Annotated in this window: 30 protein-coding genes and 1 pseudogene; 22 read left to right on the top strand and 9 right to left on the bottom strand. The window is 40.0% G+C overall.

Going from position 1 to position 26262, the window contains the following annotated elements:
• The first annotated feature begins 6 nt into the window (after nt 1-6).
• The 5 genes from ACFQWC_RS05655 to map all read left to right on the top strand — a co-directional run bounded on the left by ACFQWC_RS05655 (nt 7) and on the right by map (nt 4464).
• On the top strand, nt 7-1437 hold the full coding sequence (locus tag ACFQWC_RS05655) for a PAS domain S-box protein (RefSeq protein WP_299737070.1): 1431 nt from the start codon (nt 7-9) through the stop codon (nt 1435-1437).
• 181 nt (nt 1438-1618) lie between these two features.
• A complete protein-coding gene (locus tag ACFQWC_RS05650; protein ID WP_341356407.1) occupies nt 1619-2272 on the top strand; it encodes a type 1 glutamine amidotransferase domain-containing protein in 654 nt (217 codons plus the stop codon).
• Between the two features lie 178 nt (nt 2273-2450).
• Entirely contained in the window at nt 2451-2831 is a 381-nt protein-coding gene (locus ACFQWC_RS05645; RefSeq protein ID WP_299737072.1) for a CidA/LrgA family protein, read from the top strand.
• Nucleotides 2815-3501 (top strand): LrgB family protein, encoded by a 687-nt coding sequence (locus ACFQWC_RS05640; RefSeq protein ID WP_299737073.1) that lies wholly within the window; start codon nt 2815-2817, stop codon nt 3499-3501. The genes ACFQWC_RS05645 and ACFQWC_RS05640 overlap by 17 nt, the downstream gene beginning before the upstream one ends.
• Before the next feature lie 219 nt (nt 3502-3720).
• Nucleotides 3721-4464 (top strand): type I methionyl aminopeptidase, encoded by a 744-nt coding sequence (gene map, locus ACFQWC_RS05635; protein WP_299737075.1) that lies wholly within the window; start codon nt 3721-3723, stop codon nt 4462-4464.
• 227 nt (nt 4465-4691) lie between these two features.
• Here map and ACFQWC_RS05630 read toward each other — a convergent pair whose 3' ends face one another.
• Complete coding sequence (locus ACFQWC_RS05630) at nt 4692-4850, bottom strand: DUF8096 family protein (RefSeq protein ID WP_299737076.1); 159 nt, start codon at nt 4848-4850, stop codon at nt 4692-4694.
• Between the two features lie 956 nt (nt 4851-5806).
• Between ACFQWC_RS05630 and ACFQWC_RS05625 the strand changes: the two genes are divergently transcribed.
• Both ACFQWC_RS05625 and ACFQWC_RS05620 read left to right on the top strand, forming a co-directional pair.
• Nucleotides 5807-6637 (top strand): 3D domain-containing protein, encoded by an 831-nt coding sequence (locus ACFQWC_RS05625; RefSeq protein ID WP_299737078.1) that lies wholly within the window; start codon nt 5807-5809, stop codon nt 6635-6637.
• A gap of 320 nt (nt 6638-6957) precedes the next feature.
• Nucleotides 6958-7536 carry a 3D domain-containing protein gene (locus tag ACFQWC_RS05620; RefSeq protein WP_299737081.1) on the top strand — a complete coding sequence of 193 codons (579 nt, stop codon included), beginning with the start codon at nt 6958-6960 and terminating at the stop codon, nt 7534-7536.
• 46 nt (nt 7537-7582) lie between these two features.
• Here the strand turns inward: ACFQWC_RS05620 and ACFQWC_RS05615 are convergent, their stop codons facing one another.
• Entirely contained in the window at nt 7583-7714 is a 132-nt protein-coding gene (locus tag ACFQWC_RS05615; RefSeq protein WP_299737084.1) for a hypothetical protein, read from the bottom strand.
• Nucleotides 7715-8288: 574 nt separating this feature from the next.
• On the opposite strand from ACFQWC_RS05615, the gene ACFQWC_RS05610 reads away from it, so the two are divergent.
• The 4 genes from ACFQWC_RS05610 (at nt 8289) to ACFQWC_RS05595 (ending at nt 13432) form a co-directional block, all read left to right on the top strand.
• Entirely contained in the window at nt 8289-9818 is a 1530-nt protein-coding gene (locus ACFQWC_RS05610) for a glycine betaine uptake BCCT transporter (protein WP_299737087.1), read from the top strand.
• A 231-nt stretch (nt 9819-10049) separates the two neighbouring features.
• Entirely contained in the window at nt 10050-10172 is a 123-nt protein-coding gene (locus tag ACFQWC_RS05605; RefSeq protein WP_172655644.1) for a YjcZ family sporulation protein, read from the top strand.
• A gap of 178 nt (nt 10173-10350) precedes the next feature.
• A complete protein-coding gene (locus ACFQWC_RS05600) occupies nt 10351-10992 on the top strand; it encodes a lytic transglycosylase domain-containing protein (protein WP_299737089.1) in 642 nt (213 codons plus the stop codon).
• Nucleotides 10993-11206: 214 nt separating this feature from the next.
• Nucleotides 11207-13432, top strand: coding sequence for an AAA domain-containing protein (locus tag ACFQWC_RS05595; protein WP_377106398.1), 2226 nt, complete (start codon nt 11207-11209; stop codon nt 13430-13432).
• Between the two features lie 63 nt (nt 13433-13495).
• Here the strand turns inward: ACFQWC_RS05595 and selD are convergent, their stop codons facing one another.
• On the bottom strand, nt 13496-14548 hold the full coding sequence (gene selD, locus ACFQWC_RS05590; RefSeq protein WP_377106396.1) for a selenide, water dikinase SelD: 1053 nt from the start codon (nt 14546-14548) through the stop codon (nt 13496-13498).
• A 233-nt stretch (nt 14549-14781) separates the two neighbouring features.
• On the opposite strand from selD, the pseudogene ACFQWC_RS05585 reads away from it, so the two are divergent.
• Nucleotides 14782-14967 (top strand): annotated as a pseudogene (locus ACFQWC_RS05585) (Rdx family protein); the annotation flags it as partial.
• Nucleotides 14968-15025: 58 nt separating this feature from the next.
• Here ACFQWC_RS05585 and ACFQWC_RS05580 read toward each other — a convergent pair.
• Nucleotides 15026-15418, bottom strand: coding sequence for an Hsp20/alpha crystallin family protein (locus ACFQWC_RS05580; RefSeq protein ID WP_299737095.1), 393 nt, complete (start codon nt 15416-15418; stop codon nt 15026-15028).
• Between the two features lie 100 nt (nt 15419-15518).
• Between ACFQWC_RS05580 and selA the strand changes: the two genes are divergently transcribed.
• The gene (gene selA / locus ACFQWC_RS05575; RefSeq protein WP_377106393.1) at nt 15519-16916 is read left to right on the top strand and encodes an L-seryl-tRNA(Sec) selenium transferase; all 1398 of its coding nucleotides are present in this window, start codon (nt 15519-15521) and stop codon (nt 16914-16916) included.
• 57 nt (nt 16917-16973) lie between these two features.
• Here the strand turns inward: selA and ACFQWC_RS05570 are convergent, their stop codons facing one another.
• On the bottom strand, nt 16974-17111 hold the full coding sequence (locus ACFQWC_RS05570) for a small acid-soluble spore protein P (RefSeq protein WP_044337002.1): 138 nt from the start codon (nt 17109-17111) through the stop codon (nt 16974-16976).
• Nucleotides 17112-17228: 117 nt separating this feature from the next.
• On the opposite strand from ACFQWC_RS05570, the gene ACFQWC_RS05565 reads away from it, so the two are divergent.
• Nucleotides 17229-17489 carry a hypothetical protein gene (locus ACFQWC_RS05565; RefSeq protein WP_299737100.1) on the top strand — a complete coding sequence of 87 codons (261 nt, stop codon included), beginning with the start codon at nt 17229-17231 and terminating at the stop codon, nt 17487-17489.
• A 166-nt stretch (nt 17490-17655) separates the two neighbouring features.
• On the opposite strand, the gene sspO is transcribed toward ACFQWC_RS05565, so the two are convergent.
• Nucleotides 17656-17805 carry a small acid-soluble spore protein O gene (gene sspO, locus ACFQWC_RS05560; RefSeq protein ID WP_044337000.1) on the bottom strand — a complete coding sequence of 50 codons (150 nt, stop codon included), beginning with the start codon at nt 17803-17805 and terminating at the stop codon, nt 17656-17658.
• A 324-nt stretch (nt 17806-18129) separates the two neighbouring features.
• On the opposite strand from sspO, the gene acnA reads away from it, so the two are divergent.
• The 7 genes from acnA to ACFQWC_RS05525 all read left to right on the top strand — a co-directional run bounded on the left by acnA (nt 18130) and on the right by ACFQWC_RS05525 (nt 23379).
• Complete coding sequence (gene acnA, locus ACFQWC_RS05555) at nt 18130-20841, top strand: aconitate hydratase AcnA (protein WP_299737103.1); 2712 nt, start codon at nt 18130-18132, stop codon at nt 20839-20841.
• 152 nt (nt 20842-20993) lie between these two features.
• Nucleotides 20994-21581 carry a peroxiredoxin family protein gene (locus tag ACFQWC_RS05550; protein WP_299737105.1) on the top strand — a complete coding sequence of 196 codons (588 nt, stop codon included), beginning with the start codon at nt 20994-20996 and terminating at the stop codon, nt 21579-21581.
• A 136-nt stretch (nt 21582-21717) separates the two neighbouring features.
• Entirely contained in the window at nt 21718-21864 is a 147-nt protein-coding gene (locus ACFQWC_RS05545; protein WP_082051111.1) for an FbpB family small basic protein, read from the top strand.
• Nucleotides 21865-21970: 106 nt separating this feature from the next.
• Nucleotides 21971-22114 (top strand): acid-soluble spore protein N, encoded by a 144-nt coding sequence (locus ACFQWC_RS05540; protein ID WP_044336998.1) that lies wholly within the window; start codon nt 21971-21973, stop codon nt 22112-22114.
• 76 nt (nt 22115-22190) lie between these two features.
• Nucleotides 22191-22418 carry a small acid-soluble spore protein Tlp gene (gene tlp, locus ACFQWC_RS05535; protein ID WP_377106389.1) on the top strand — a complete coding sequence of 76 codons (228 nt, stop codon included), beginning with the start codon at nt 22191-22193 and terminating at the stop codon, nt 22416-22418.
• 167 nt (nt 22419-22585) lie between these two features.
• A complete protein-coding gene (locus ACFQWC_RS05530; RefSeq protein ID WP_299737121.1) occupies nt 22586-23002 on the top strand; it encodes an acyl-CoA thioesterase in 417 nt (138 codons plus the stop codon).
• Between the two features lie 68 nt (nt 23003-23070).
• Nucleotides 23071-23379 (top strand): hypothetical protein, encoded by a 309-nt coding sequence (locus ACFQWC_RS05525; RefSeq protein WP_299737123.1) that lies wholly within the window; start codon nt 23071-23073, stop codon nt 23377-23379.
• 33 nt (nt 23380-23412) lie between these two features.
• On the opposite strand, the gene ACFQWC_RS05520 is transcribed toward ACFQWC_RS05525, so the two are convergent.
• Nucleotides 23413-23703 carry a HesB/YadR/YfhF family protein gene (locus ACFQWC_RS05520; RefSeq protein WP_377106387.1) on the bottom strand — a complete coding sequence of 97 codons (291 nt, stop codon included), beginning with the start codon at nt 23701-23703 and terminating at the stop codon, nt 23413-23415.
• Between the two features lie 129 nt (nt 23704-23832).
• Between ACFQWC_RS05520 and ACFQWC_RS05515 the strand changes: the two genes are divergently transcribed.
• Nucleotides 23833-24093, top strand: coding sequence for a hypothetical protein (locus tag ACFQWC_RS05515; RefSeq protein WP_341356412.1), 261 nt, complete (start codon nt 23833-23835; stop codon nt 24091-24093).
• Between the two features lie 135 nt (nt 24094-24228).
• Here ACFQWC_RS05515 and ACFQWC_RS05510 read toward each other — a convergent pair whose 3' ends face one another.
• Complete coding sequence (locus ACFQWC_RS05510; protein WP_341356413.1) at nt 24229-25395, bottom strand: CapA family protein; 1167 nt, start codon at nt 25393-25395, stop codon at nt 24229-24231.
• A gap of 277 nt (nt 25396-25672) precedes the next feature.
• Nucleotides 25673-26257, bottom strand: coding sequence for a glycerol-3-phosphate 1-O-acyltransferase PlsY (plsY, locus tag ACFQWC_RS05505; RefSeq protein ID WP_377106384.1), 585 nt, complete (start codon nt 26255-26257; stop codon nt 25673-25675).
• Between the last annotated feature and the right edge of the window lie 5 nt (nt 26258-26262).

Genomic DNA, 26262 nt, shown 5'->3' with positions numbered 1-26262 from the left:
CATGGAATGTTAGCAGGGAGTCTATTTAAAGAAGTATTTTATCAATCAAGAATTCCTCAATTAGTCATGACATTAGATGAGAAACACATGATGTACAATCCGGCTTTCAAAAAGTTCCTTGGCTATATAGAAGCTGAGTGGACCTGTAAATCTTTACGTGAAATCTCTCACCCCCATGATTACCCAAAAGATATGCACTATCTTCATCAGGTTATCAGTGGAGACAGAAATGAGTATCAATTAGAAAAGCGATTTATTTGTAAAGATGGTTCAGTGAAAACTGGCGATTTACATGTTTCACTCATAAGAGATCAAGAAAACCCGTACGTTTTAGGTCAGGTTATCGATATAACGGAAAAAAAGGAAATAGAAGTGAAAAAGCAGAAAAGTGACGAACTATATCGTCTCCTTGCAGAAAATTCTTCTGATATCATCAATCTGCATGACCATGAAGGAAACTATATTTATTTATCGCCTTCGATCCACTCAACACTCGGATTCCATCCAGATGAGTTGGTCGGTACCCACCCTAATGAGATTATTCATCCTGAAGATCTTCCCATCATTGATGAATTGTTTCAAAAGTTGGTGGAAGATAACAATCCCATCATAATGACATACAGAGCAAGGAAAAAATCCGGGGAGTACAGTTGGTTTGAAAGTGTATTAAAAGCAATCGTGGACGAAAAATCCAATGATATTGTCAATGTTGTTTCGGTTTCTCGAAATATCGAGGAACGTCTACAAACAGAAGAACATATTAAAAAGTCAGAAAAGTTGGCCGTACTCGGTCAAATGGCAGCTGCCGTGGCCCATGAAATACGAAATCCACTCACCCCTATTAAAGGATTCCTTCAATTATGCAATGATAAGAAACAATACAATGAAGACTACTTACATATTGTCATTAATGAAATTAGCCGGGTAGAAGATATAATTACTGATTTTCTTCATTTAGCGAAGCCGCAAGAGCGGATGAATGAATGGGTTGATCTTCCTAAACTCATACATGAAGTTGTCACAATAGTAGATTCAGAGTTGAAGTCTAAAGGTGGAACAGTAGTAATCTCCCCTTCTCTGCACGATACTCATGTTAGAGGAAGTGAGAATGGATTGAAACAGGTACTTTTTAATATCTTTCAAAATGCTGTAGATGCGATTGAACAAGATGGATATATATCATTTGACCTCGTTAAAACATCTACTATTCTTGAGTTGATCGTTAAGGATAACGGTGAAGGAATTCCAGGTGAAATCATACCTCATCTTGGAGAACCCTTTTATTCAACAAAGGAAAAAGGAACTGGACTTGGATTGCTTATTTCTCACAAAATAATTGAGAATCATGGAGGAAGTATTTCTTATCACACAGAACAGGGAATTGGAACGGAAGTGACGATCCAGCTGCCGCTTCATCAGAGAAACGACTCTCTTTAAGGGAGTCGTTATTTCTATGGCTGTTTCCTAAAAGTTATTGTTTTAAAGCAGATTAACAGCAATGTATATCAAAATGGCCTTCTATTTAAACCCAATAATTATAAGACAGAAGTTTAATTTCATGAGAAGTGGATAAAACAAAAGGGTAGGGAATCAGCTATTTAAAAATGGAGGGTATACATTGAAAAAGATATTAATGGTCTTAACAAATGAAAGCAAAATTGATGATGAACACGAAACAGGTCTTTGGTTATCTGAGTTCGCAGAACCATATGAAGAATTTAAGAATCAAGGATTCGGTGTAGATGTGGCTAGTTTAAAAGGCGGGCGCATTCCATTAGATCCTAACAGTCTGGATGATGAACAAGTGGAGAAGTGGAAGGGTGTCACTAAGGAACTTGACCAAACGATGGTTCTTTCACAATTAAATGTAAACGAATATGCTGGCATCTTCTTACCAGGAGGACATGGGACGATGTTTGATCTGCCTGAGAGTCCAGAGCTTCAACAGGCACTGGCTCATTTTGCTGAAAACAACAAAGCCATTGGTGCCGTCTGCCACGGTCCAGCAGGATTTGTTGGAACGAAATTATCAAATGGCAAATGGTTGGTCGATGGAAAAAGCTTAACTGGATTCACGAATGAAGAAGAACAACAAACGGGCCTTGATTCATTGATGCCTTTCTTATTAGAAACAAAATTAAGAGAGCAAGGAGCTCAATTTGAAAAATCAGAGGCTTGGAGTGACCATGTTATGACGGACGGTAAGTTCGTGACAGGTCAGAATCCACAATCCAGTCAATCAACAGCGGAAGCCTTCGTTAAAGTATTATAAGATCATATCAGCTGAATGAAAACTGAAATGGAGCTCTATTTATGAGGAAGTCATATAATATTTTCTAAAGAGCATGGGTGAATGAGAGCCCATGCTCTTTTTTCTCTTCTACTATATTCTCTTTTCACCAACCATTTGTGATAAAATCGTGAGAAGCATAAGACGAGAGGAGAAGCTCATGCAGGTTATTAGGGTAATCATTCAAATGACCATTCTATGTTTATTTTATGAAGTTGGAAAGTGGTGTACAGACTTCTTTCACTTACCGATTCCCGGCAGCATTATCGGGATGCTTTTTTTGTTCCTATTATTATTTACAGGCGTGTTGAAAGAAAGATTATTATTGGACGGTTCAGGGTTCTTTCTTAGACACTTCTCTTTCTTTTTTCTTCCACTGTCGGTTAGCGCCATGGTTCTGGGGCCATATTTTATTGAATTTGGCTGGAAACTGGTTGTCATTCTTGTCATTAGTGGAATGATTGGTTTCATTGCTACATCATTATCAGCAGAGCGTTTAATAAGATGGAAGGAGAAACGAAAACATGATCCATCTCATTAGTTCCCTACTGGCAATATGCATAACGGTATTTTATTTTATCATCGGTGTAAAGATTCACCGTCTTTGGCCAAGCCCCTTAACGATTCCTATATTTATTAGTACGATTGCTGTTGTGGTCACATTATTGTTCGTGGATATTTCGTATGAACAGTATGCAGACTTCACTTCTTTCATAACGTATTTACTTGGACCTGCTACTGTTGCCCTGGCGTTTCCCCTATATCAGCACCGAAAGTTATTAGTACAGCACGTACAGCCTATACTATTCGGTATTATCACAGGAAGTGGAATGTCTATCCTTGTTTCTTATTATTTCAGTATGTGGCTGGGGATCCCTTCTGAATGGAATCGCTCATTGCTTATCAAAACCATCACAACGCCCGTAGCCGTTGATATTGGGAAGGTTATTGGGGCAAATATAGAAGTCATTCCCACGGTGGTCATTGTGACGGGGATGTTCGGAGCTATGATCATCCCATCCACTTTAAAATGGTTGGGAGTGAAGCATCCTATCGCAAAGGGACTGCCATTTGGAGTGATTTCCCATGGGGTGGGAACGGCACAGGCCATTAAAGAGGGGGAAAGGGAAGGGGCAGTAAGTGGTGCCGCTATGGCATTAACCGCCACGATCATGTCCTTCGTCATCCCTATTCTTTTCCTTTTTGTTTAATATAGTGAGGTGAAGGAGCGTATCATTATAATCACGCATCATATTAATTGAACAGAGCAATTCCTTTGAATCTATAGTAACCCTGTTCACGAAAAGAGACTTGAGAAGATTGAAGAAATCGCATGAAGTCTATCCTTACAACAGCTTTCCCTTTAAAAACAGAGTGTGTTTCGGTATAGTAAGGGAAGGTGAAATATCAAAAAAGAGAAGGAAGATATTATGATTGTCAAAACTGATGAAGATTTAAAAGCGTTAAAAGAAATCGGCCGCATTGTGGCTATGATACGTGATGAATTACGATCTCAGACAAAGCCTGGAGTAACGACTAAAGAGCTTGACGAGATTGCCGGAAGACTGTTTGAAGAAAACGGAGCGATTTCAGGTCCTAAAGGAGAATATGATTTTCCTGGTTTCACATGTATTAGTGTAAATGAGGAAGTGGCTCATGGGATTCCCGGGGATCGAGTGATTAACGAAGGTGACCTTATCAATATAGACGTATCTGGCTCTAAGAATGGGTATTATGCCGATACAGGAATTTCATTTGTTGTAGGAGAGGGAGACCCTAAGCTTACGGATTTATGTGAAGCGGCATCAAAAGCATTCCATGCGGGACTTCAAAAAGCAAGAGCCGGCTCTAAACAAAACGGAATCGGCAAAGCGGTTAATAATGAAGCAAGAAAAAATGGTTATACTGTGATTATGAACTTGACTGGTCATGGCGTTGGCCGCTCTCTACATGAGAAACCTGATCACATCTTAAATTACTTCGACCCATGGGATAATGCCCTTCTAAAAGAAGGAATGGTCATCGCATTTGAACCCTTTATCTCAACCAAAGCACAAAACGTAATCGAAAAAGGCGACGGCTGGACCTACATCACCCCCGACAACAGCCTGGTTGCCCAAATCGAACACACCATCATCATCACCAAAGACGAGCCAATCATTTTAACACAGTAAAGCAGTGAGGGACGGACCTTTGATTCCTGGGAGTAGCTCCTAGGATCAATGGTCCGTCCCTCTTTTTGTATATGTTTTGTATAACAACATGGGTGATATGTAGGAAAACGATTAGTTTAGGCAGTTAAATCATACCACTGACGGATTGGTTCAGTTTGGTTCCACGAACATTCATAAAATGAACACATAAAAAAGGAAACCGAATACAAGTCGGTTTCCTTTTTTTATCAAACGATTTTCGTTTTACCGCATTCTTGACACTTTCGATAAAACTTTCCATCTAATACTCGGGATTTGAAAATATTGTTGCCACATTCACAGCGACCGCTATGTTCATCCGGCTCATCTTTATAAAGTACGATATTTTCTTCCATATTTTCCATCATTGTCATCCCCTAGTTTAAACATTTCTTCTTATAGTATAGAGGCAATCTTCTACCTTGTTAAGATTAAATCTTCTTTATTCTAGGCTCTTTTCGAAAAGATTGTTGTTTTACCATAGAACCTGCCAGGGTTCTGTCAACCAGTTTATGCTGGATGGTGAGGGGAACTGCTCCGCTTGCAGCTAGCGTTCGGCAGAGCTTCCTCGGCTTAGCCGAACGGGGTCTCGGCACGCCCAAAATCCGCCGGAGACTGCGCAGTTCCCTTCACCATCTTTAACAGGATTTTCATGACAGAGCTTCAAAGTGTGGAAGATGACAAAGTAACTAGAAAAAATATTTCTTTTTTACTTAAAAGGAAGATTAATCTCTACTTACCTTAAATGAGATGGTTTGCTAAAGTTCTTGTTTTTATTGATTTCCATTAAGGATATATGCTCAGAAAGTTGATTCTCGCTGCAGGATGATCGACTCCTGCGGGAATAGCTGGACAGGTGAGACCCCGGAGGCGCAGCCGAGGAGGCTCACCGCCAGCCCCGCGGAAAGCGAGCATCCTGGAGCGGAAATCAACTAGTACTTTCTCCTCTACAATAGCAAACTATACGAAAAGAGCCTCATTCTAAAAAACTGAACCCTCTTCATCAAACAAAAATAATGCTCTTCTTCAATTTATTAAGTACAAAAAAGATAACAGGATCTATTTTTTCACCCTTCAAACAGAATAGAACCTTTCCGCTATTTTATCCATAAATATCCTTTACATCTATTATTTTCATTAATAATTCCCATAGTATTCCTCTATATGATAGTTTATACAGGAAATCGCTTTCTATTACAGTCGTGAAATATTCTTGACGCACGATATTAAAGTTCCTGTTATTGATTTGAGATTTTACTATGTTAGTATTTTCCCTGTTAGCAAAAATAAATAAACCGCTAGCTACATAAGGAGGAATTTTTCTATGAAACTAAAAAAATCGATTATTTCTGTGGCTGCATTTACTACACTTGCAGTGTCTGGTGGAGCTAGCGCTTCAGCACAAGACATCGAAGTTAAAAAAGGTGACACACTCTGGGGAATTGCGCAGGAGTACGGTACATCCGTTGATCAACTCATGAAATGGAACAATTTAAATTCACACTTAATCTACCCTGATCAAGAACTCAAGGTATCATCAAAAGAGTACTATACAGTTAAAAAAGGTGACACACTCTGGGGAATTTCTTCACAATATGGTGTTTCCGTCGACAGTTTAATAGGCTGGAACGCACTTGAGAGTGACCTGATTGTCCCAGGACAAGAGTTAGTCATCAATTTAGAAGATAAAAAAGCACCTTCAGCTACTGCAAATACTTCTGAGCAAGCAGCAGCCCCTGCTCAAGAAGAAACAGCAGAAGTAGCTCCAGAAGCTGAAGCGCCTGCAGCAGAACCAGCTGAAGCACAACCTGCTAAAGAAGAAGCTGCAGCAGAAGAACCAGCTCCTCAAGAGGAAGCTGTAAAGGAAATCACAGTAGAAGCAACTGCTTACACAGCAAGTTGTGAAGGTTGCTCAGGTACGACAGCAACTGGCGTTAACCTTTTAGAAAATCCTGATGCAAAAGTGATTGCAGTTGATCCGAATGTAATTCCACTAGGATCAAAAGTATATGTTGAAGGATACGGCTATGCAACTGCAGAAGACACTGGCGGAGCGATTAAAGGGAATCGAATCGACGTATTCATTCCGTCAAAAGATCAAGCAGTTGATTGGGGCAGAAAATCAGTTAACGTAAAAATCCTCGAAACTAAATAATAGATTGAAACCACTGAGAAATCATTCTCAGTGGTTTTTTTTGTAGAGTTAATCTAAAAACCCAAGATGAACATGTTATAACCTTCTAAATAAATCCCTTCGATACTAGTTATCTTTCCATTCTTCCAACTAATATTTCCCTTCAATTGAAAGAGTTAGAAACACTTCCAGCTGAATCGCCAGAAAACAATAAATATTACACGCTTGTCATCTAATTGTTATCGGTTTATAACCAGTTTGTTATGCGTCTGAGGTAAGTCTATGTTACTATTTCAAATGTTGGTTTCATAGACAAAACACAAAAGGAGGAATTACACAAGATGAAAAAAGTATTATTTTCCATTTTTTCCTTCACAGTTTTATTAACAATCGGACTTACTTCTGCCTATGCAGATTCAAACGATACTGCAATGAATGATTATCATAATATTGAAAAAGGCGATATTCTTTGGGAGATTGCAAATCGATATCATGTTTCGATAGATGAAGTTGGGACACGCCAACAACTTTTAGAAGAAGGTATAACTGTGAATAACGAATCAGAAGAACAACAAGAGGTTAAATCAGCAGATACAAAGTCTTCTGAGGATTCTCAGGATAATGTGGTGAAAGAGGTTAATGTAACAGCCACTGCGTACACAGCATATTGTGAAGGCTGTATCGGTATCACAAAGACGGGTGTTGACTTAATCGAGAACCCTGATGCAAGAGTCATTGCCGTCGATCCAAGTGTCATTCCACTGGGGTCTAAGGTGTATGTAGAAGGATACGGTTATGCCCGTGCAGAAGATACAGGTGGAGCCATTAAAGGAAAACGTATCGACATCTATATGGAAAAAGAAAAAGATGCCCTTAAATATGGTGTACAGGATGTTAAAGTGAAAATTATTGAAGAGTAACGAATAGTCAGGACGCCGATTCAGGCGTCCTTTTTGTATAAAAAAACTATTTCCCTTGAACGTCAGACCCTTTTCTAGCAGAAGGAGCTACTGATTTCATCTCAATTTCCTCACCCATTTGTTGTTGAGCTAATTTTTCTGCTGCTTCATGTTGAGAATTCTTTTGCTTGTTTTTCATGATTGGACCTCCTCCCGTACATTTTTTAATTAATATTCACCGATACATGAAAATTACTACAGGTACTTCATCCAGAATTCCCATTTATTACTTCAAGTATTATAGAGAAACCTTTAATTATATCGACTTAAATACTTTTTCTTCCTATAAAACAGTTAAAACATGATTGTCAACCCGATTTATTTTAACGGAATATAACGCGTTTTCATTTCCAGTTTCTCAAGCTCGAAAATTCCTAAATGGGCTTTAACTTCAAAAAAAGAATAGGAATGAAAACGTTTAAATGACAAACACTATAAAAAAATATAATGGTTATCACTTGCAAAGTTAAACTTTTTTCTGATAGGGTAACAAATGTTGGTTTTATGAGAGTGTCGTGAGGGAATAGGTAATAAGTAATCATTCCTCCACATTCCTCAGAATGCACATATTCCCAGCTGCATTAACTGAGACTCTTTCACGATGAAGATTATTGCCGCAGGTGTACATACTATGACAAACACCCTTAATCCGGCTTTCGTTACCTTCATTCAGAAAAGAGCAAAAATACATTGAAAATGGAAAGGAGAATTTTATGAAGAGGATATCAAATGTTTTCTGGATTACCGTTGCATTAGTTGCAGCTTCTGTTGCCTATGGTGTCATCGCGCCAAAGTCATTCGAAAATGTAACAGCTGATATGCAAAGCTTTATTACCTCAACATTCGGTTGGTATTATCTTATTTTAGTAACAGTGATTGTTATTTTCTGCGTATTCTTGATCTTTAGTCCAATTGGAACGATTAGATTAGGAAAGCCAGACGAGAAACCTGAGTACACGAAAGGAACATGGTTCGCCATGTTGTTTAGTGCAGGGATGGGAATCGGTTTAGTATTCTGGGGGGCAGCAGAGCCCCTGTCACACTATTTGACGCCCCCACTTGCAGAAGGTGGAACGAATCAGGCGATCAAGGAATCAATGCGTTATACGTTCTTCCACTGGGGAATACATGCTTGGGCGATCTATGCGATTGTCGCTTTAGCACTAGCTTATTATAAATTCCGTAAAGATGAACCTGGTTTAATATCAGCTACGTTGAGACCGATCTTTGGAGATAAAGTGAACGGTCCACTGGGAACGGTCATCGATGTATTGGCTGTATTCGCCACTGTTGTCGGTGTTGCCACAACGCTTGGGTTCGGTGCAGCACAAATTAACGGAGGACTTTCATATTTACTGGGAGTTCCAAATAATTTCACCGTTCAATTCATTATCATTGCGGTTGTAACCGTCTTATTTATGATATCGGCATGGTCAGGATTAAGTAAGGGAATTAAATATCTATCTAATACGAATATGGTATTGGCAATTGGACTGTTCGTGTTAATGTTCTTTATCGGGCCTACATTGCTCATCCTGAATATGTTCACTGATACAATTGGTGCTTATATTCAAAACATCGCTGCCATGAGTTTCCGGATCGCCCCATTAAATGAAGAGCATCGCGGCTGGATCAATGGCTGGACGATTTTCTATTGGGCATGGTGGATTTCCTGGTCTCCATTCGTCGGAATCTTCATCGCACGTGTATCACGAGGTAGAACCATTCGTGAATTCTTAATCGGTGTGCTATTGCTTCCCGCTTTAGTCAGTTTCATTTGGTTCGCTACTTTTGGTACATCTGCCATTGAAATTCAACAAGCAGGAACAGATTTATCAGGACTAAATACAGAAGAGGTATTGTTTGCTGTATTTAATGGATTCGAATGGTCAACGATCCTTTCAGTCATTGCCATCACATTGATCGGAACATTCTTCATTACGTCTGCTGACTCAGCTACCTTTGTTCTGGGGATGCAAACTACCTATGGATCATTAACTCCGCCAAACTATGTGAAGTTAACTTGGGGACTTGCTCAGTCTACTGTTGCATTAATCCTGCTCTATAGTGGAGGATTACAGGCTTTACAAAATGCATTAATTGTTGCAGCGCTGCCATTCTCGGTCATTATGGCCCTGATGATGCTGTCTCTGTATAAATCACTGAATCAAGAGAAAAAAGAGCTTGGATTATACATCAAACCTAAGCCAAGAAAAACGAAAGAACCTAAAGAGCATATGTAAAATCCTTGAGCGCCTGGAGCTACCCCAGGCGCTCTTTTTGCATATCGAGGAGTTCTTATCTAGACATTTTACTCATTTTCCGCTCCTCCATAAACAGCAAAACCCACTGTTCATAGGCAATCTGCTACAAATGCATTTCATAGTCAAAAAATGAATAAAGATTTTAATTAACCTACAATTTGTCCACTACATACATTAATATCGTAGTAAGATAACTGGAGGTGACTGATGATGTATGGATATGGATACCCTGGATATGGATATGGCTGCGGTGGTGGCTACGCTGGTGGCTTTGCGTTAATCGTAGTATTATTCATCCTATTAATTATCGTTGGAGCAGCGTTTGTTTGTTAACAATAAATAATGGTTAGGTGACCCCGACCATAGTCGATGATTTCTCTACCAACATCCGGTGAAGAAAGAACTGACTTTTGGGGTCATCTTTTTTATTTATACATATTGGATTGTCATGGATTAAATCTCATATTAAAATACAAGTGGAATCAATATTCTTGTAAAGGATCGAACCTGAATGACCAAAAAAATCACAAAGAAAAAGCGTCCCAGTAAGAAAAAACGATCCTCACCATTTACGATCGTCCTTATCCCCATCATCATCTTAGTTATCTATTATACTGTATATAGTGGAGAGGTCTCTTATAACCTGTCATCATTGGGTAAAGAAGAGGTCCCAGCCGAATATATTCCCATCTATAAAGCTGCCCAAGAAGAATATGGGGTACCATGGTACTTACTGGCTGCCCATCACCGGGTTGAAACGAAATTTTCAACCATGAAGACTCTTGTCTCCCCAGCAGGTGCAGAGGGACACATGCAGTTTATGCCTTGTACCTTTGTGGGCTGGTCCCATCCAACGTGCTCAGGTCTGGGAAAGGGAAACATCCCTTCAGACCAAAAAACAGACCCTGACGTCATTGAAAAGTACGGTGGCTATGGGGTTGATGCAAACGGAGATGGAATAGCCGATCCTTTTCAAATTGAGGATGCAGTATTCAGTGCTGCCAACTATTTAGCACGAAATGGAGCAGCAGATGGGAAAATCGAACAAGCCGTATTTGCCTACAATCATAGTGACAAATATGTTGAAGATGTTCTATACTACGCAGACCGATTTATAGAAAAGGAAGAAGAGGAGTCAGACAAGGCTATGTGATTTCTAAATCTGTTTTAAAAAAAGAACCGGATTCTATTTCGGTTTTTTTTTTTTGATTTTTCCTTTGTGAATTGGTACGCCAATTGATGAACATACTCTTATGAGTCCCTCTGCCACCAATAAAAATTTCCAATAAGTCCTTGATCGTATACACACACTTAATAAATTGTTATGATAAGGTTCGTGATTTTTACGGATGATAAAGGTGATTTAATTGAAAATAATCGAAATGATAGAAGAATGGAAAACCGCTCTTGATATGGAAATTCTACAACTAAAAAACCGGGAAAACTCAGGCGTTTTGATAGAAGAAGGCCGATGTATCCGCAAAGAAGAAAATGCCTATATTTATTGGTTCACCCTTAGTTATCCTGCTTCGTTACCAGAAGGAGGGAGCGTAGTTTACAAGAGAAAGCAATCTACAATCACAGGTGTGGTGATTAGTTCAGAGGAACGAGAGTGCATTATTGAGCTCGAACGATTCCTTGGAGACACTATTTCTTATGGTCAAATATTGCACGAACCATGGGAAATATTAGAAAAGCTAATAGAACGATTGGACGAAGCAAAAGAGCGCCATGGAAAAACACTGCGTATTCAGAATGTGATGAATCCACCGAAAGACACAAGACATCCGAAATCTACTTTTAAAAACCCTTTACATGAAGCATACGTACGCAGTAAGTATAATCCTGTTACGTATGTATGGGGACCGCCTGGAACAGGAAAGACCTATACGCTCGCCAGAGTAGCCGCTTATCATTATTCAGAAGGAAAAAAAGTGCTGCTTCTTTCCCATAGTAATGCAGCAGTTGATGTCTTAATAGAGGAAATGCACCACTTCCTCAGCAGCCATAATCGGTGGAAAGCAGGAGAAGTTTTACGTTATGGGACCAACCGGAAAGTGTATAGTGAAAATATTACAGATTTAAGCGTACTTCAATTATTAGAACAACTAGACCCCACCCTTGCAGAGGAAAAAGGAAAGGTCGAAACCTACCGGAAAAGGTTAAAAAATAAACTGGCTAAAACGTATTCAAGTTATGATTCAGAACGGTTGTCACAGCTTGAGGTTCATTATCAAAAAATCAAAGAAAAGTTTAAACGAAGAGAAGGGGAGCTTGTTATTGATGCAAAGGTCATCGGGACGACTCTCTCAAAAGCTGCGATTGATGGTATTCTTTATGAAGAAGAATTTGACCTTGTTATTGTTGATGAAGCAAGTATGGCCTATATACCTCAGGTAGCATTCGCTGCATCCCTGGGAAAGAAGATCATAATCTGCGGGGATTTCAAACAGCTCCCACCTATTTCTACATCCTTCCATCCGATGGTAACCAAATGGCTGAAGGAAGACATCTTTCATGCGGCTCAGGTTGCACATGCCGTTGATAGGGGACAGGATCACCCTCAGTTATTATTACTTCCAGAACAGCGGCGAATGCATCCCAGTATTTCGGCATTTACCAATCAATATATCTACCATTCTAAGGTAGGCGATCACCATTCGGTACGATTGAAGAGAGCTGAGATTACGAATAAAAATCCTTTCCCATCACATGGAGCGGTATTATTTTCACTGAAAGAAGGGACTGAATGGGCAGAGGTTCAAAAAGGCTCACGTTGGAATGTCCTATCAAGCTTAGTAACGATCCAACTTACTCTGCAAGCAATCGAGGATGGAATTCAATCTATCGGGATAGTAACTCCCTACCGTATTCAAGCGAATTGGTATAACCTTTTACTAGATGAATTGGTAAAGAGCACACATTCTCAAACTGATTTATATGCCGCTACAGTTCATGGTTTTCAAGGATCAGAAAATGACATGATCTTATTTGATCTCGTGGATGGGGTTTCCCATGGAAAGCCTGGGGCGTTACTAACCCGAAACGGAAGCGATAGACTACTTAATGTTGCGATAACCCGGGCGAGGGGGAAGTTTGTTCTTATTGGAAACGATCAATTTATCCAGGAGAAGACTCATTCATCCAAACCGGTTCATCAATTCATCAAGCACCTTCAAAAGAAGGGGCATAAGGAAACAAGTTCAACACTCACTCCTCTTTCAACTAAAAAAATGAAGTGGATTGATTTGAACGATCACCGTAAACTGGTGAAGGATCTTCACGCAGCAAAACAAACAATCGTAGTGAATGTGGAGCATATCAAAGATATCCCGGGAGATATAATGAGCGTATTAATAACTGTATCAAGGGAGAAAAACGTCATACTCTTATGTAAAGACGGCAGCCCTTTGCACTCGGGAATGAGCATCATATTTGAAAAATCCAAAACGATCATACCGTTCATTGTGTTAGATGATAAGGTCATCTGGTTCAATTCTTACTCAAAAGAAAATAACCGATTCCCTTATCATGTTAGAATTTTGTCAAAGAAAATAATTGGACAATTCCTCAAAATGAATGAAGAGAAATAAGCGGTGTTCCTTTAGAAAGCTAGTAGCAGAAATCTACTTCTCTCAAAAGGAGTCACCGCTTTCTTATTTTTCAACCAGAATACTCCAGTCCTGTTTCGTTTGCACCCTACCAATTATGCTTGCTGATACCGAGTGAAGACGTAATTCCTCTATATACTTTTCTCCTTCATCCTCAGGCAAACTCACTAATAATCCCCCTGAAGTTATCGCGTCACATACGATCCATTGATCTTCCTGTTTGAGACCCGGATCATAGAAAACTTTTTCTTCAAGCCACTTATGGTTCGCTTTGGATCCACCAGGAATGACCCCTTGGGCTGCTAATTCTTTCGTCCCGTCTAAAAGGGGAATGGAGGAGTATGAGAACTGGATGGACACATTACTGCCTTTAGCCATTTCATAGGCGTGGCCCAATAAACCAAAGCCTGTTACATCTGTCACTGCATTCGGATGGTAGGCCAGTAATACTTCTGAAGCTAATTTATTTAACGTGCTCATGACTTCGATCACATCTTTTTTTTGATCTTCTGTCACCACTTGCCGTTTGATGCCTGTCGTTAAAATCCCTACTCCTAATGGTTTTGTAAGAACAATAACGTCTCCTTCTTTGGCACCATTATTCGTCCAATACTTTTTCGGGTGAACGATTCCCGTTACGCTTAACCCAAATTTAGGCTCTTGATCGTCGATGGAATGGCCACCGACCGTCACAGCACCCGCTTCGATTACTTTACATTGTGCACCTGACAAGATTTCAGCAAGTACTTCACTTCCAAGCTTTTTAATTGGAAAGCCTACGATATTTAAAACGGTTTTCGGCGTTCCACCCATTGCATAGACGTCACTTAGCGCGTTGGCAGCTGCGATTTGACCAAATTGGTAAGGGTCATCTACAATCGGGGTGAAATAGTCTACGGTTTGTACCATTGCAAGTTCATCTGTCAGTTGATAGATACCACCATCGTCTGATGATTCGGTTCCTACTAATAATGCTTCGGTAAATGGTTGAGGGGGTAGCTGACGCAAAACTTGCGTCAAGTCACTAGGACTAATTTTACAGCCTCAGCCAGCTTTTGAAGAAAGTTCTGTTAAACGCATAATTTCTTCCCTGCTCATTCACTTCACCCCTTTATGTATGAATATTCTAATTGTACAGGATAAAAATACAATTGAGCAAAGGAGAACTGAAGGGCGGTTAGAAATCAGGCGGGGAATAAGATGATTTGCACATAAAATTCCTCTATAATAAGAGGGGATCCTACAAAAAATGCTCAAGAAAAGGGAGGAAGCTCATGATGAAAAAAGTTTCGATTACAATCGAATTTTGCATGAGATGAAACTATGCACCTAAAGCCGCGAGTTTCGCGGAACAACTGTTTACCCATTTTCGCTCAGACATTGAAGAATTAAAGTTAATACCATCCTCTGGTGGCGCCTTTGAAATTTCAGTAGGGGATAAAAAGATTTATTCCAAACTGGATACAGGTGTTTTCCCGGAGGTCAACCGTATCATCTCTTCGATCGATTCCTTATAATCATGGAGGAAGGTCTGAGTTTTCACCTCAGACCTTCTCATCTATTTAGAGAGTATGATTACTCATGAGATAACCCTTGGACTCGAATAACGAAGGATGAGGGGGTGGGGCATTCTTTTTTAGGAACATTGATTTCGATTGTATGATGCTCAATTGAATAGGTGATCGCCCTTTGTTTTAAACAAAAGGGAAAACGTATGGTGCGATTTCTCACCTTGATTTCGTCTTTCATCAATATCGATACAAGCAATTGAGTATCATTTTTCTTAATGATCAATTCCTCTGGACAAATATTTTCTGTCTCAATTTCTACAATGAATGCTTCCGTTGTATCCAGAAATTCTACTCTAAACTCTTGTTCATCCAATTGAACCGTTGCAGGATCCAACAACCAATCCTTCATATTCTCCTCCCAGTTCTCTAAATAGAAACCCTCCTTTTCCTTACTCATTTACACCTGACCCCCAACTTCTTCTTTTACACATTGTATTCGTTCTAATTTATTTGGTGAGGGTGTTATAATCAGTATAAAGAATGAAAGAGGGTTAATAATGAAACAACTCGTCAGAAACATCCCACCCATCCATGAACTCCAACAAGCCACTCAATTCCATACTCTCCTCAACAAGCATCAACTTACCAAGGAAAGAGGGACGGACTTATTAAAAAAGGCGGTTACAAACTGTCGTAAGTCCCTGCTGAATGAACAATGGCAAGGACCTCATCCATTCACAGACGATTTTATCGAAGAGATTTTTGCACAGGCAGATGCCATGATGAAGGAAACCTATTCCCTTTCTCTTCTAAAAGTCATCAATGCAACTGGAACAATCCTCCATACGAATTTAGGTCGGGCCCGATTGGGACAAGTCTCCATTGATCATGTTAAAGAGATTGCAGGTCACTACAGTAATTTGGAATATGACATTGAAGGGGGAAGAAGAGGGTCTAGGCACACACATGCCGAGAGATTCATCTGTGATCTAACCGGTGCGGAGGCAGCCATGGTTGTGAATAACAATGCAGCGGCTGTTTACCTTATTCTCTCTGCCCTTGCCAAACATAAAGAAGTGATTGTTTCCAGAGGGGAGCTCGTGGAAATCGGCGGATCATTTCGGATTTCTTCCATCATGGAAGAAAGCGGGGCTCTGCTCTCTGAAGTGGGAACGACGAACAAAACTCACTTAGGAGATTATGAAGAAGCATTGAGTGAAGAGACAGCCATGATCATGAAGGTTCATCAAAGCAATTTTGTAATAAAAGGATTTACAGAATCCGTTTCCACCGATGAACTTGTTCAGTTATCCCATCGGCTTCCACACATTCTTTATTATGAAGATTTAGGGAGTGGAGTTCTTTACGACTTCGGACAACTGGGAATCGGAAATGAACCTGTAGTAAAAACAGTCATTGAAAAAGGGGCGGACCTTGTATCCTTTAGTGGAGATAAATTATTGGGAGGGCCCCAGGCAGGTATCATTGCAGGGAAAAAACAATGGATCGATCAACTTAAAAAGCATCAGCTCGCTCGTGTACTCCGCATAGATAAAATGACATTGGCAGCTTTGGAGGTGACTCTCTTGCATTATATAAAAGGGGAAGTCCAGGATAAAAATCCGACCATTGAAGCCATCACCCGGAAAAAAGAAGATATCCTCCAGCAATCCCACCATTTCATAGAAAATTCACTGGAAGTGGATTTCAGTTTCGAGATAATCGAAGGAAAAAGCCAAATTGGTGGGGGAACGATGCCGGATGTTGAATTAGATACTTATCTTGTTTCCGTTTCTCATAACATTCTGTCTGCTCAAGAAATTCATGACAAACTCAGAAAGGGGAACCCTTCCATCATAACAAGAATTCAAGAAGGGTCCGTCCTCCTTGATCTGCGGACTGTCTCCTCCATTGAACAATCGGACATTATCCATGCATTAAAGAATCTGCAATAGACCATAAAAGGTAGTGCGTATTGTGTTATCACAATTCCGCACTACCTTAATTATTGCTTACATATCGTGATGGCTATGTTGTTTTTGTCGAGTGTGATTACGATTCTTCACTTTATGTGATCCACTTAAAGGCTCCGGCTGTCCTGACTGCTTTGGAGCGTTCTTACGCATATCTTTACCATCATTTTTGTTCATAAAGCATCCCTCCTGTTCTTAGAATGCTATGTTGGAAAACAGTTTATTCATGGGTATGATTTTTAACTATTTTGACCATACTAAAAAAGCTAATTTCAGAATAAGGAGAGATTATCCATGCCTTACCATAAAAACAAGCAACAAGCCTATCAAGCTGCTGAACAAAGCGTTACTGAAATACAGAATACAATTAATGAACTAGTACTAGATGGAGCTAGTTATGGGTCACAGCTGGCTCACTTGAAGAATGAAGTAAACGAAGCGTATCAACAAATCGAGAATGCACTTGAAGTAGCATCAGAGACACAAAGAGCCCAACTTCAACAATTCAAATCGGACTTGTCTTCGATCGTCAATGAAGTAAATGGGCAATCGTAAGAAATAATACGGAAAAAAACCCACTCTGCTAAATAAGCAGTGTGGGTTTTATTTTGAAACAAATAGGGTAGGGGAGAAGAGAGGAAGGCATGTACATAAATGCAGGTGACAAAACTAATTCGCTTATGTATATAAGCCCTGTTAGTTTCATCACCTTACATTTGAATTACTGATTGGTTTTGCGTTTTTTATTAAACTGACGCTGAGCTTCAGTTAATGGTTCATTTGAATACTCTTCATTGTAACCGGCACCATTTCCTTGTGCTTTTGCCGCATTCATGCCGTTAATTACATGGTTAGCTTTACGTTTAGCCATTGTAGAACACCTCCATAAGGATAGAATGCCACCATCATCCACCCGTTATTAGAGGGAAAGGCTAACAGATTTGTTTTTTCAAAATAATATTTTCTGGCAGCTGACACGTTTTGACATGGGGAAAAATGTTGTTATACCAATATTTTTCTAGAAACCCAAAGGAGTTTATTATTTTAGATAAGAAAAACTTATCAAAAACAATAACTTTATTGTTATTTACTTATGTAATCGCTTGTATTAAGATGTAAATGTGAGAAAAGTTCGTTAGTTTAGAACGAAAACTTTTCGACTTATTGTGTGATGTAGTTTAGAGGGGGAATCGAAATGGCAAAGAACGATGTATTTAATGCACGATCTTCTTTCGAACTAGAAGGAAAACGTTATCATTATTATCGTTTAAAAGCGCTTGAAGAAGCAGGAGTAACAAAGATTAATCGCTTACCTTACAGTGTAAAGGTATTGCTCGAGTCTGTACTTCGTCAATTTGACGGACGCGTGATCAACAAAGACCACGTTGAAAATTTAGCAAACTGGGGCTCAACTGAAGTGAAAGATGCGGAAGTTCCATTCAAACCTTCCCGTGTCATCCTTCAAGATTTCACTGGTGTACCAGCAGTAGTTGACTTAGCGTCTTTACGTAAAGCAATGGCTGATATTGGTGGAGATCCACAAAAGATCAATCCTGAAATTCCGGTTGATCTTGTAATAGATCACTCCGTACAAGTAGATAAATATGGTACAGCTGATTCATTAAAAACAAATATGGACCTTGAATTTGAACGTAATGCTGAGCGTTACCAATTCTTAAGCTGGGCTCAAAAAGCATTTGAAAACTATCGTGCCGTGCCGCCAGCAACAGGAATCGTTCACCAGGTTAACTTAGAATACCTGGCCAATGTTGTCCACGCTGTTGAAACAACAGAAGGTGACTTCGAAACATATCCAGATACATTGGTCGGTACTGATTCTCATACCACAATGATCAATGGTATCGGTGTACTTGGTTGGGGTGTTGGTGGAATTGAAGCAGAAGCAGGAATGCTTGGTCAGCCTTCTTATTTCCCAATCCCTGAAGTAATCGGTGTGAAATTCACTGGCGAACTTCCAAACGGTGCAACAGCTACTGACTTAGCTCTTAAAGTAACCCAAGTTCTACGTCAAAAGGGTGTTGTAGGTAAATTCGTTGAGTACTTCGGACCAGGAGTAGCCACTCTTCCACTTGCAGATCGTGCAACGATTGCCAACATGGCACCTGAATACGGCGCAACATGCGGTTTCTTCCCAGTTGACTCAGAATCATTGGATTACCTTCGTTTAACTGGTCGCGACGAAACGCATATCAAGATGGTTGAAGAATACTTAAAGAAAAATGAAATGTTCTTTACACCTGAAAAAGAAGAGCCTACTTACACAGATGTTGTGGAAATCGATCTATCAGTAGTAGAAGCAAATCTTTCCGGACCAAAACGTCCACAGGATTTAATTCCACTTTCTGACATGAAAGAAATGTTCCACAAATCCATTACAGCTAAAGAAGGCGTACAAGGATTTGGACTTGATAAGTCTGAAATCAATAAAACAGCAAAGTATACAACGGCAGATGGTCAAGATGTTTCCATGCCTACCGGTGCAATCGGGATCGCAGCCATTACTTCCTGTACAAATACATCTAACCCATACGTAATGCTGGGAGCAGGCCTGGTCGCCAAGAAAGCAGTAGAGCTTGGAATGAATGTTCCAGACTACGTGAAAACATCACTTGCACCTGGATCAAAAGTTGTAACAGGGTACCTTAGAGACTCCGGATTACTTTCATACCTTGAAGATATCGGTTTCAACCTTGTAGGATATGGTTGTACAACATGTATCGGTAACTCTGGTCCATTACGTCCTGAAATTGAAAAAGCAGTATCAGATGCTGATCTATTGTTAACTTCAGTACTATCAGGTAACCGTAACTTTGAAGGACGAATTCATCCATTAGTGAAAGCAAACTATCTGGCTTCACCACCATTGGTTGTGGCATACGCGTTAGCTGGTACAGTGGATATCGATCTTCAAAAGGATTCTCTTGGTAAAGACAAAGACGGTAATGATGTGTTCTTCAGAGACATCTGGCCTTCTCAAGATGAAGTTAAAGACGTAGTGAAGCAAACAGTTACACCTGAATTATTCCGTAGAGAATATGAGCATGTATTCTCTGAGAATGAGCGTTGGAACGAAATCCAAACAAGCAATGAACCGCTTTACAGCTTTGATGAAACTTCAACTTACATTCAAAACCCTTCATTCTTCACTGGTTTAGCTCCAACTCCTGAAGATATCCAAGGGTTGAATGGACTGCGTGTTGTAGGGAAATTTGGTGACTCTGTAACAACTGACCATATCTCTCCTGCAGGTGCTATCGGCAAAGACACTCCAGCAGGGAAATACCTGCGCGCGAATAATGTTGAGCCTCGTGATTTCAACTCTTACGGTTCTCGTCGTGGTAACCATGAAGTAATGATGCGCGGTACGTTTGCAAACATTCGTATCCGTAACCAAATTGCTCCTGGTACAGAAGGTGGATTCACAACATACTGGCCTGAAAATGAAGTGATGCCTATGTATGATGCATGCATGAAGTATCAACAAGACGGTACTGGATTGGTTGTACTGGCAGGAAAAGATTACGGAATGGGATCTTCTCGTGACTGGGCAGCGAAAGGTACAAATCTTCTTGGGATTAAAACGGTTATCGCAGAAAGCTATGAGCGTATTCACCGTTCAAACCTTGTGATGATGGGTGTGCTTCCACTTCAATTCAAGAAGGGTGACAGCGCTGAATCTCTAGGATTAACGGGTAGAGAAACGATTTCTGTCAATGTTACAAACGATGTTAAACCTCGTGATATCTTAACAGTTACAGCTGTAGCTGAAGATGGTACTAAAACAGAGTTTGAAGTATTAGCTCGTTTTGATTCCGATGTAGAAGTTGACTACTACCGCCATGGTGGAATTCTACAAATGGTTCTACGTAATAAATTACAGTCATAATGTAACCTTTAAGCCTCGGGTCTTCCCGGGGCTTTTTTAATTACCCTCAGCAACTGACTAGCTTAGAAGCTCATTCTAAATTCCATGACTAATCAGAGACAAGCTAACATAAGATGATAGTAATATCATTCCTATGAGAGGAGCACACTCCTTTGAAATCCATTTTCGGCATTTTGCTTGTAGCATTATTAGTCTTCACGTTTTATATTGAGAATAAGTCAGAGCCCACTTACTTTTCAGAAAATACGTTCCCGCAAGCTGAGGCATATGATCAGTTAATTGATATAGAAGAAGGGGAGGTGTCAGAAACTACTCCAGTAGAGAACTATCCTGGACCAAATGTGGGAGACAAAGCCATCGACTTTAAATTGGATACCTTATCCGGGGAAACGATCACATTGTCTGAATTAAAGGGGAAGAAAGTGATTCTTAACTTCTGGGCTACTTGGTGCCCACCCTGTAAAGAAGAAATGCCGATCATGCAGGAGTTCTATACGAAATACGGGCAGAACGTTGAAGTACTGGCAATCAATATCGATCCCCAATACAACGTAAAAGAATACCAAAAAGCAATGGGACTCACTTTCCCGATCCTATTAGACAAAGACGACAAAATCAACAACGCCTACGACATCCTAACCGTCCCAACCACATTCGTCATCAACGAACAAGGAACCATCACCCACAAACAAATTGGAGCCATTACCACCCTTGCAGACTTCACCGCGCTAATCAAGTGAAGGACGGACCTCCAGCAGACTCTATATAGTGAATTCTTGAACCAAACTCAATCATCTATTGTGACCTTTGTTTAAAATATCTGACATTTGGATATACTACTTATAACAAATCACACTGGAGAGTGAGGCGATTGGATTGCGCAGACCAAGGAAGAAATCATTTGCAGATCTTGTGAAAGAAAACAAAAAGCAGCTCCTTCTAGATCAAGATGCCATGGATGCCATTGAAGAACGAATCGATGCAAGACTGGAAATTAAGCGCCCTATAGGCAAAGCCGAGTAAGGAATTACGAGGCTTATTTTTTTTGCCCACAGAAAATAATACTGCCAATTATTACGTCTTTTCTTCCTTCCCATTTTGGTAATCATACTAGTAAGGAGGGGAAGTTATGAGTAATTCAAAGGGAAGTCCGAATCATTTTGCACCAAACCATATAGGAACTCAATCAAGAGCTGCAGGCGGCAACAAAGGGAAACAAATGCAAGATAAATCTGGTAAGCATGCACAAGTCATCCAGACAAAGGGTGAATAAACGCTTCAGACGAAAAATGAAAAGGGATAGGCCTTAAGGTCCGTCCCTCAACACGAATAGCAGGAGGAAATGCAGGATGGCATGGGATAAACCGAATCCAGATGATCGTAGTGATAATGTAGAAAAGCTTCAAGGTATGGTTCAGCATACGATTGAGAATATGGAGAAGGCTGAGGAGTCGATGGCTTTCACAGATAGTGAAGAGCAGCTTCAGTCTATTAAAGATAAGAATGAACGTCGCCGGGAAAGCCTGCAAGCTTTCCGAAACGAAATTCAAGACGAAGCTCATCAAACTGAGCAATAACACCTGCAACCCGAACGGAAAGGGCTCAAATGAGACCTTTCCGTTCGGGTTCTTTCATCCATAATAAAGGCACCAGAAGCAATTCACTCCGGAACCAATTTGTTCAATGCTTTCTCCATCTATGTTAAAATGAGGAAGGATACTGATTAGATGAAGAGGGTGTAAAGATGCAAATTGCTGAAAAAACCATCGAGGTAAGATACGCAGAAACGGATCAAATGGGTGTTGTGTATCATGCCAATTATCTTGTATGGATGGAATTAGGAAGAACGCAACTAATTGAAGATCTCGGCTTTAAGTATGCTGATATCGAAAAAGAAGGGATTCTTTCTCCTGTTATCGATCTGAATGTCAGCTATAAATCACCGGTTCGTTACGGGGAAAAAGCGTTTATTAAAACGTGGGTTGAGGAATATGACGGGCTTCGCATTACCTATGCTTATGAAATTTATAATGGTCAGAACCAGCTGGCCATCACGGGACAATCGAAACATGTTTGCGTCAAGCAGGAAAACTTCCGTCCGATTTCGATTCGTAAAATGTTCCCACATTGGCACGAAGCATATGAAAAGGCTAAGAAGTAATTTCTACATAGAGGAGTTGCCCCTTTTAAAACTCCCATACTGAAGCATGACAGAAAGGAAGATCCTCCATGGCATTCGGCTTAACAAAACATGAATTACATGCATGGAAAGAGCGTGTAAAGCGTGGAGAGATTGCATTTCTCACTCATTACTGGCTTGATGATCGATTTCCCCATGCACGATCTGTAACGAAAGTCGGCTGCTGTGACATCGATACATTAACTGGATGGGGTAAGAAGTATGGTTTAAAAAAAGAATGGATTCATCAGAGGGAAGACGGATTTCCTCATTTTGATCTTTTGGGAGACATTCAATATCATATTCTCCTTACAGAGGGGTTACACGACCATATTGCACGTTTTCTGAACCGGACATAAAAAGGCTGGCATATGCCAGCCTTCCATGCTTTCTTATTTTTTGTACTCATATGAAGGTTCTTTAAGTTTATCGTCAAACTTAACGTACAAATCATGACCATCAAAAAACCATAAATCTCTTTCTTCAATAAAAAATTCCCGGTTCTCGACTTCGACTCGTTCGCCAATATCCACCGGTTCGTCTTTATTCACTCCTAATGAAAAACTATCATGCAGAGGACTGGAACCTCCATAGCGCACATAAAAACGAACTTGATCGCCTTCCTCTACAAGCATTTCGTCTTTAAACCACGTAAGAGCTTCTTTTGAAATATGTACCTTCATCGATGAGTCTCCTTTCTCTACAGGTATTCTCCCGGAGTATTTCTTGTAACTTTACAAAGAAGGTTTCATTTCATATTATATACATATAGAAGACGGAACATCTACTATTACGCATAAAGGATGAGACAAATGAATACACAATCATTATTGTATTACATAGGTGCATTTATCTTTGCCGGATTAAGTGTATTAACATTTCTGCAATTGCACGAAGCCAAATATCAGATAGAAGCCGGTACATTTATTATCATTGCTGCACTCATTTACTATGGTATGGTCACCCTATACTTTAAGGCGAGCCGCAAAACTTTTTTGATGGCCAATGCCTTATTGGCTGTTTTAGCCCTTGGTGGCATTTTCTTTAATTCATTGCTATTCGGTGGACATTAAAAAAACGAGCTTTCCCATTGTGGAAGCTCGTTTTTTTGCAGCTGAGTAAATTCAGGTTAATACATTGGAATAGGTTATTATGGACGTATCTTCAAAGCAGCATGGCTTGAAGCCACAAGTTCACCTTGCCTTTTCTTATTCAGGTAAGCCATTCACCATATGTGAGACCATTTCTTCTTCTGAATACCTGATCATACCGTTGTTATTAGCAAAATCAAGAGGATAAATCCTGTAATTATTGTAATGATTCTCTGACACAAAGGTTGGCTGAAATTCAATGGTAGGGTACGTGATCTTAGAACCGCCCGGGTTCATCGTTTTTTCTACTTGCACCGTAACCATTCCTCCAATGTCTTTGAAATCATCTTTCTGTCCCGAAAGAAAATTCCCTAATGAGTAAATGACAACGGCATCACGACCATCACTCGTTTTATACGTTTGGATTGGCTGCAGGACGTGTGGATGATGACCAAAAATGATATCAACCCCACTTTCGGTTAAGACATTTGCCAGTCTTTCCTGTTCCTCAGTAGGGAAGCGTTGATATTCATTTCCCCAATGTAAACTCAATACGACTAAATCAATGTTCATGTTTTTGGCTTTCTTAATTTCTTGTATCATGTTTTGTTCGTCGATCAGGTTGACTAAATAATCTTTCCCCTTTGGAACCGGTATTCCATTTGTTCCATATGTATAGGAAAGCAGGGCAAACTTGATTCCATTTACCTTGAAGGTACGAATCCGTTCCTTATCTTCCTGACTTTTAAACGCACCCACATACGGCATGGATATCTTCTCATAATAGTCGATTGCACTTAGAAGCCCTTTTTCACCTTGATCCAATGAATGGTTATTGGCAGTCGTGACGGCGTCGACCCCCACGTCCTGTAAAGATTTCACAATCTCTTTAGGACTATTGAAAAGGGGATAACTGGAGACTCCAAGCTCCACACCAGCCGGAGTTGATTCCTGATTGGCAATCAGAAAATCAGGGGCCGCCAGCATGTCCTTGATCGGTGAGAACATAGGGGTGAAATTATACCCGTTTTCATCTTTGGCATCATTATACACTGTATCATGGAGAAGGATATCTCCGATGGCGGCAATTGAAGCACTGGACTTCATCGATTTCCCTGAGGCTTGAACTTCTCTCGTCGTATGCAGCAAAGAGTAAAGGTTCTCCTCCTGCAATCCTTCTGCAGAGGTTCTCCAGTCTGAGTATTGCTTATCTACAAGATACCCAATCACTAAGAGTAAAGGTATACAAAGGAATAACCCTGCCATTAATCGCTTTTTATTCATATTCATCATCCTTTATTTAAATCTACCTCTATTTTACAAAAAAATAGGGGAAAGCGGGGCATATTTAAGAAAATATTGAAGAATATTATCATATTTTTGTGATTTTTAGACTATTTCGTTAATCCTTGATATTACTTGCCTTTTTATATCCATCATCTTTCTCATACGAATCAAAGGGTATACCTATTTACTTTATCAAAGCATGAAAAAAAGCCACCACTGCAGCAAGGAACTCCATATAAAATAAAGAGATCCTGGTGCTTTGGTCGCTTTTTTACTACAGCCATTTAATTTTTGGTTCGGTTTTATTTCTTATTCGTACTATATTCGCCCGATGTCTGTAAACAACGAAAATGGTCAGAATTCCTACGACGATTATAAGTGGGATATCACCAGTGAAGATCGAATACGCAAAGGCAAGTACTGCTGCCAGCATTGAAGAAAGTGACACATACTTAGTAGCATATAAGCAAATAAAAAATACAGCCAGTAAGATGAAAAATAAGATGAAATTATAGCCTAGAAGAACACCAGCAGAGGTTGCTACTGCTTTTCCTCCTCTGAAGTTTGCAAACACAGGATACATATGGCCGATAACAGCAAAGACCCCTGCTAATAACATATGTACATCACTTTCAAATAGCAATGGCAGGAGAGTCGCAACCGTTCCTTTTAAAATATCCATGATTGTTACAATCATACCGGCTTTCACACCCAGGGTTCTGAATGTATTGGTTCCGCCCAGGTTTCCACTTCCGTGCTCACGAATGTCTTTTCCGTAGAACGTCTTCCCGATCAGTAAACCGGAGGGAATGGAGCCTAACAAATATGCTAATACGAGTATAAGGGCAAAAATCATCATCACTG

Source organism: Rossellomorea sp. GCM10028870, assembly GCF_042666755.1.
In the GTDB taxonomy this organism is placed as follows: domain Bacteria; phylum Bacillota; class Bacilli; order Bacillales; family Bacillaceae_B; genus Rossellomorea.
The sequence above is the reverse complement of the archived record's forward strand: the minus strand, read 5'-3'. Positions and strand labels throughout refer to the sequence as shown.

Excerpts from the sequence above, each read along its gene's own strand:
- ACFQWC_RS05655 (WP_299737070.1), top strand. The coding sequence starts at position 7 with ATGTTAGCAGGGAGTCTATTTAAAGAAGTATTTTATCAATCAAGAATT.
- ACFQWC_RS05645 (WP_299737072.1), top strand. The coding sequence starts at position 2,451 with ATGCAGGTTATTAGGGTAATCATTCAAATGACCATTCTATGTTTATTT.
- ACFQWC_RS05640 (WP_299737073.1), top strand. The coding sequence starts at position 2,815 with ATGATCCATCTCATTAGTTCCCTACTGGCAATATGCATAACGGTATTT.
- map (WP_299737075.1), top strand. The coding sequence starts at position 3,721 with ATGATTGTCAAAACTGATGAAGATTTAAAAGCGTTAAAAGAAATCGGC.
- ACFQWC_RS05630 (WP_299737076.1), bottom strand. The coding sequence starts at position 4,850 with ATGATGGAAAATATGGAAGAAAATATCGTACTTTATAAAGATGAGCCG.
- ACFQWC_RS05625 (WP_299737078.1), top strand. The coding sequence starts at position 5,807 with ATGAAACTAAAAAAATCGATTATTTCTGTGGCTGCATTTACTACACTT.
- ACFQWC_RS05620 (WP_299737081.1), top strand. The coding sequence starts at position 6,958 with ATGAAAAAAGTATTATTTTCCATTTTTTCCTTCACAGTTTTATTAACA.
- ACFQWC_RS05615 (WP_299737084.1), bottom strand. The coding sequence starts at position 7,714 with ATGAAAAACAAGCAAAAGAATTCTCAACATGAAGCAGCAGAAAAATTA.
- ACFQWC_RS05610 (WP_299737087.1), top strand. The coding sequence starts at position 8,289 with ATGAAGAGGATATCAAATGTTTTCTGGATTACCGTTGCATTAGTTGCA.
- ACFQWC_RS05605 (WP_172655644.1), top strand. The coding sequence starts at position 10,050 with ATGTATGGATATGGATACCCTGGATATGGATATGGCTGCGGTGGTGGC.
- ACFQWC_RS05600 (WP_299737089.1), top strand. The coding sequence starts at position 10,351 with ATGACCAAAAAAATCACAAAGAAAAAGCGTCCCAGTAAGAAAAAACGA.
- ACFQWC_RS05580 (WP_299737095.1), bottom strand. The coding sequence starts at position 15,418 with ATGAGTAAGGAAAAGGAGGGTTTCTATTTAGAGAACTGGGAGGAGAAT.
- selA (WP_377106393.1), top strand. The coding sequence starts at position 15,519 with ATGAAACAACTCGTCAGAAACATCCCACCCATCCATGAACTCCAACAA.
- ACFQWC_RS05570 (WP_044337002.1), bottom strand. The coding sequence starts at position 17,111 with ATGAACAAAAATGATGGTAAAGATATGCGTAAGAACGCTCCAAAGCAG.
- ACFQWC_RS05565 (WP_299737100.1), top strand. The coding sequence starts at position 17,229 with ATGCCTTACCATAAAAACAAGCAACAAGCCTATCAAGCTGCTGAACAA.
- sspO (WP_044337000.1), bottom strand. The coding sequence starts at position 17,805 with ATGGCTAAACGTAAAGCTAACCATGTAATTAACGGCATGAATGCGGCA.
- acnA (WP_299737103.1), top strand. The coding sequence starts at position 18,130 with ATGGCAAAGAACGATGTATTTAATGCACGATCTTCTTTCGAACTAGAA.
- ACFQWC_RS05540 (WP_044336998.1), top strand. The coding sequence starts at position 21,971 with ATGAGTAATTCAAAGGGAAGTCCGAATCATTTTGCACCAAACCATATA.
- tlp (WP_377106389.1), top strand. The coding sequence starts at position 22,191 with ATGGCATGGGATAAACCGAATCCAGATGATCGTAGTGATAATGTAGAA.
- ACFQWC_RS05530 (WP_299737121.1), top strand. The coding sequence starts at position 22,586 with ATGCAAATTGCTGAAAAAACCATCGAGGTAAGATACGCAGAAACGGAT.
- ACFQWC_RS05525 (WP_299737123.1), top strand. The coding sequence starts at position 23,071 with ATGGCATTCGGCTTAACAAAACATGAATTACATGCATGGAAAGAGCGT.
- ACFQWC_RS05520 (WP_377106387.1), bottom strand. The coding sequence starts at position 23,703 with ATGAAGGTACATATTTCAAAAGAAGCTCTTACGTGGTTTAAAGACGAA.
- ACFQWC_RS05515 (WP_341356412.1), top strand. The coding sequence starts at position 23,833 with ATGAATACACAATCATTATTGTATTACATAGGTGCATTTATCTTTGCC.
- ACFQWC_RS05510 (WP_341356413.1), bottom strand. The coding sequence starts at position 25,395 with ATGAATAAAAAGCGATTAATGGCAGGGTTATTCCTTTGTATACCTTTA.
- plsY (WP_377106384.1), bottom strand. The coding sequence starts at position 26,257 with ATGATGATTTTTGCCCTTATACTCGTATTAGCATATTTGTTAGGCTCC.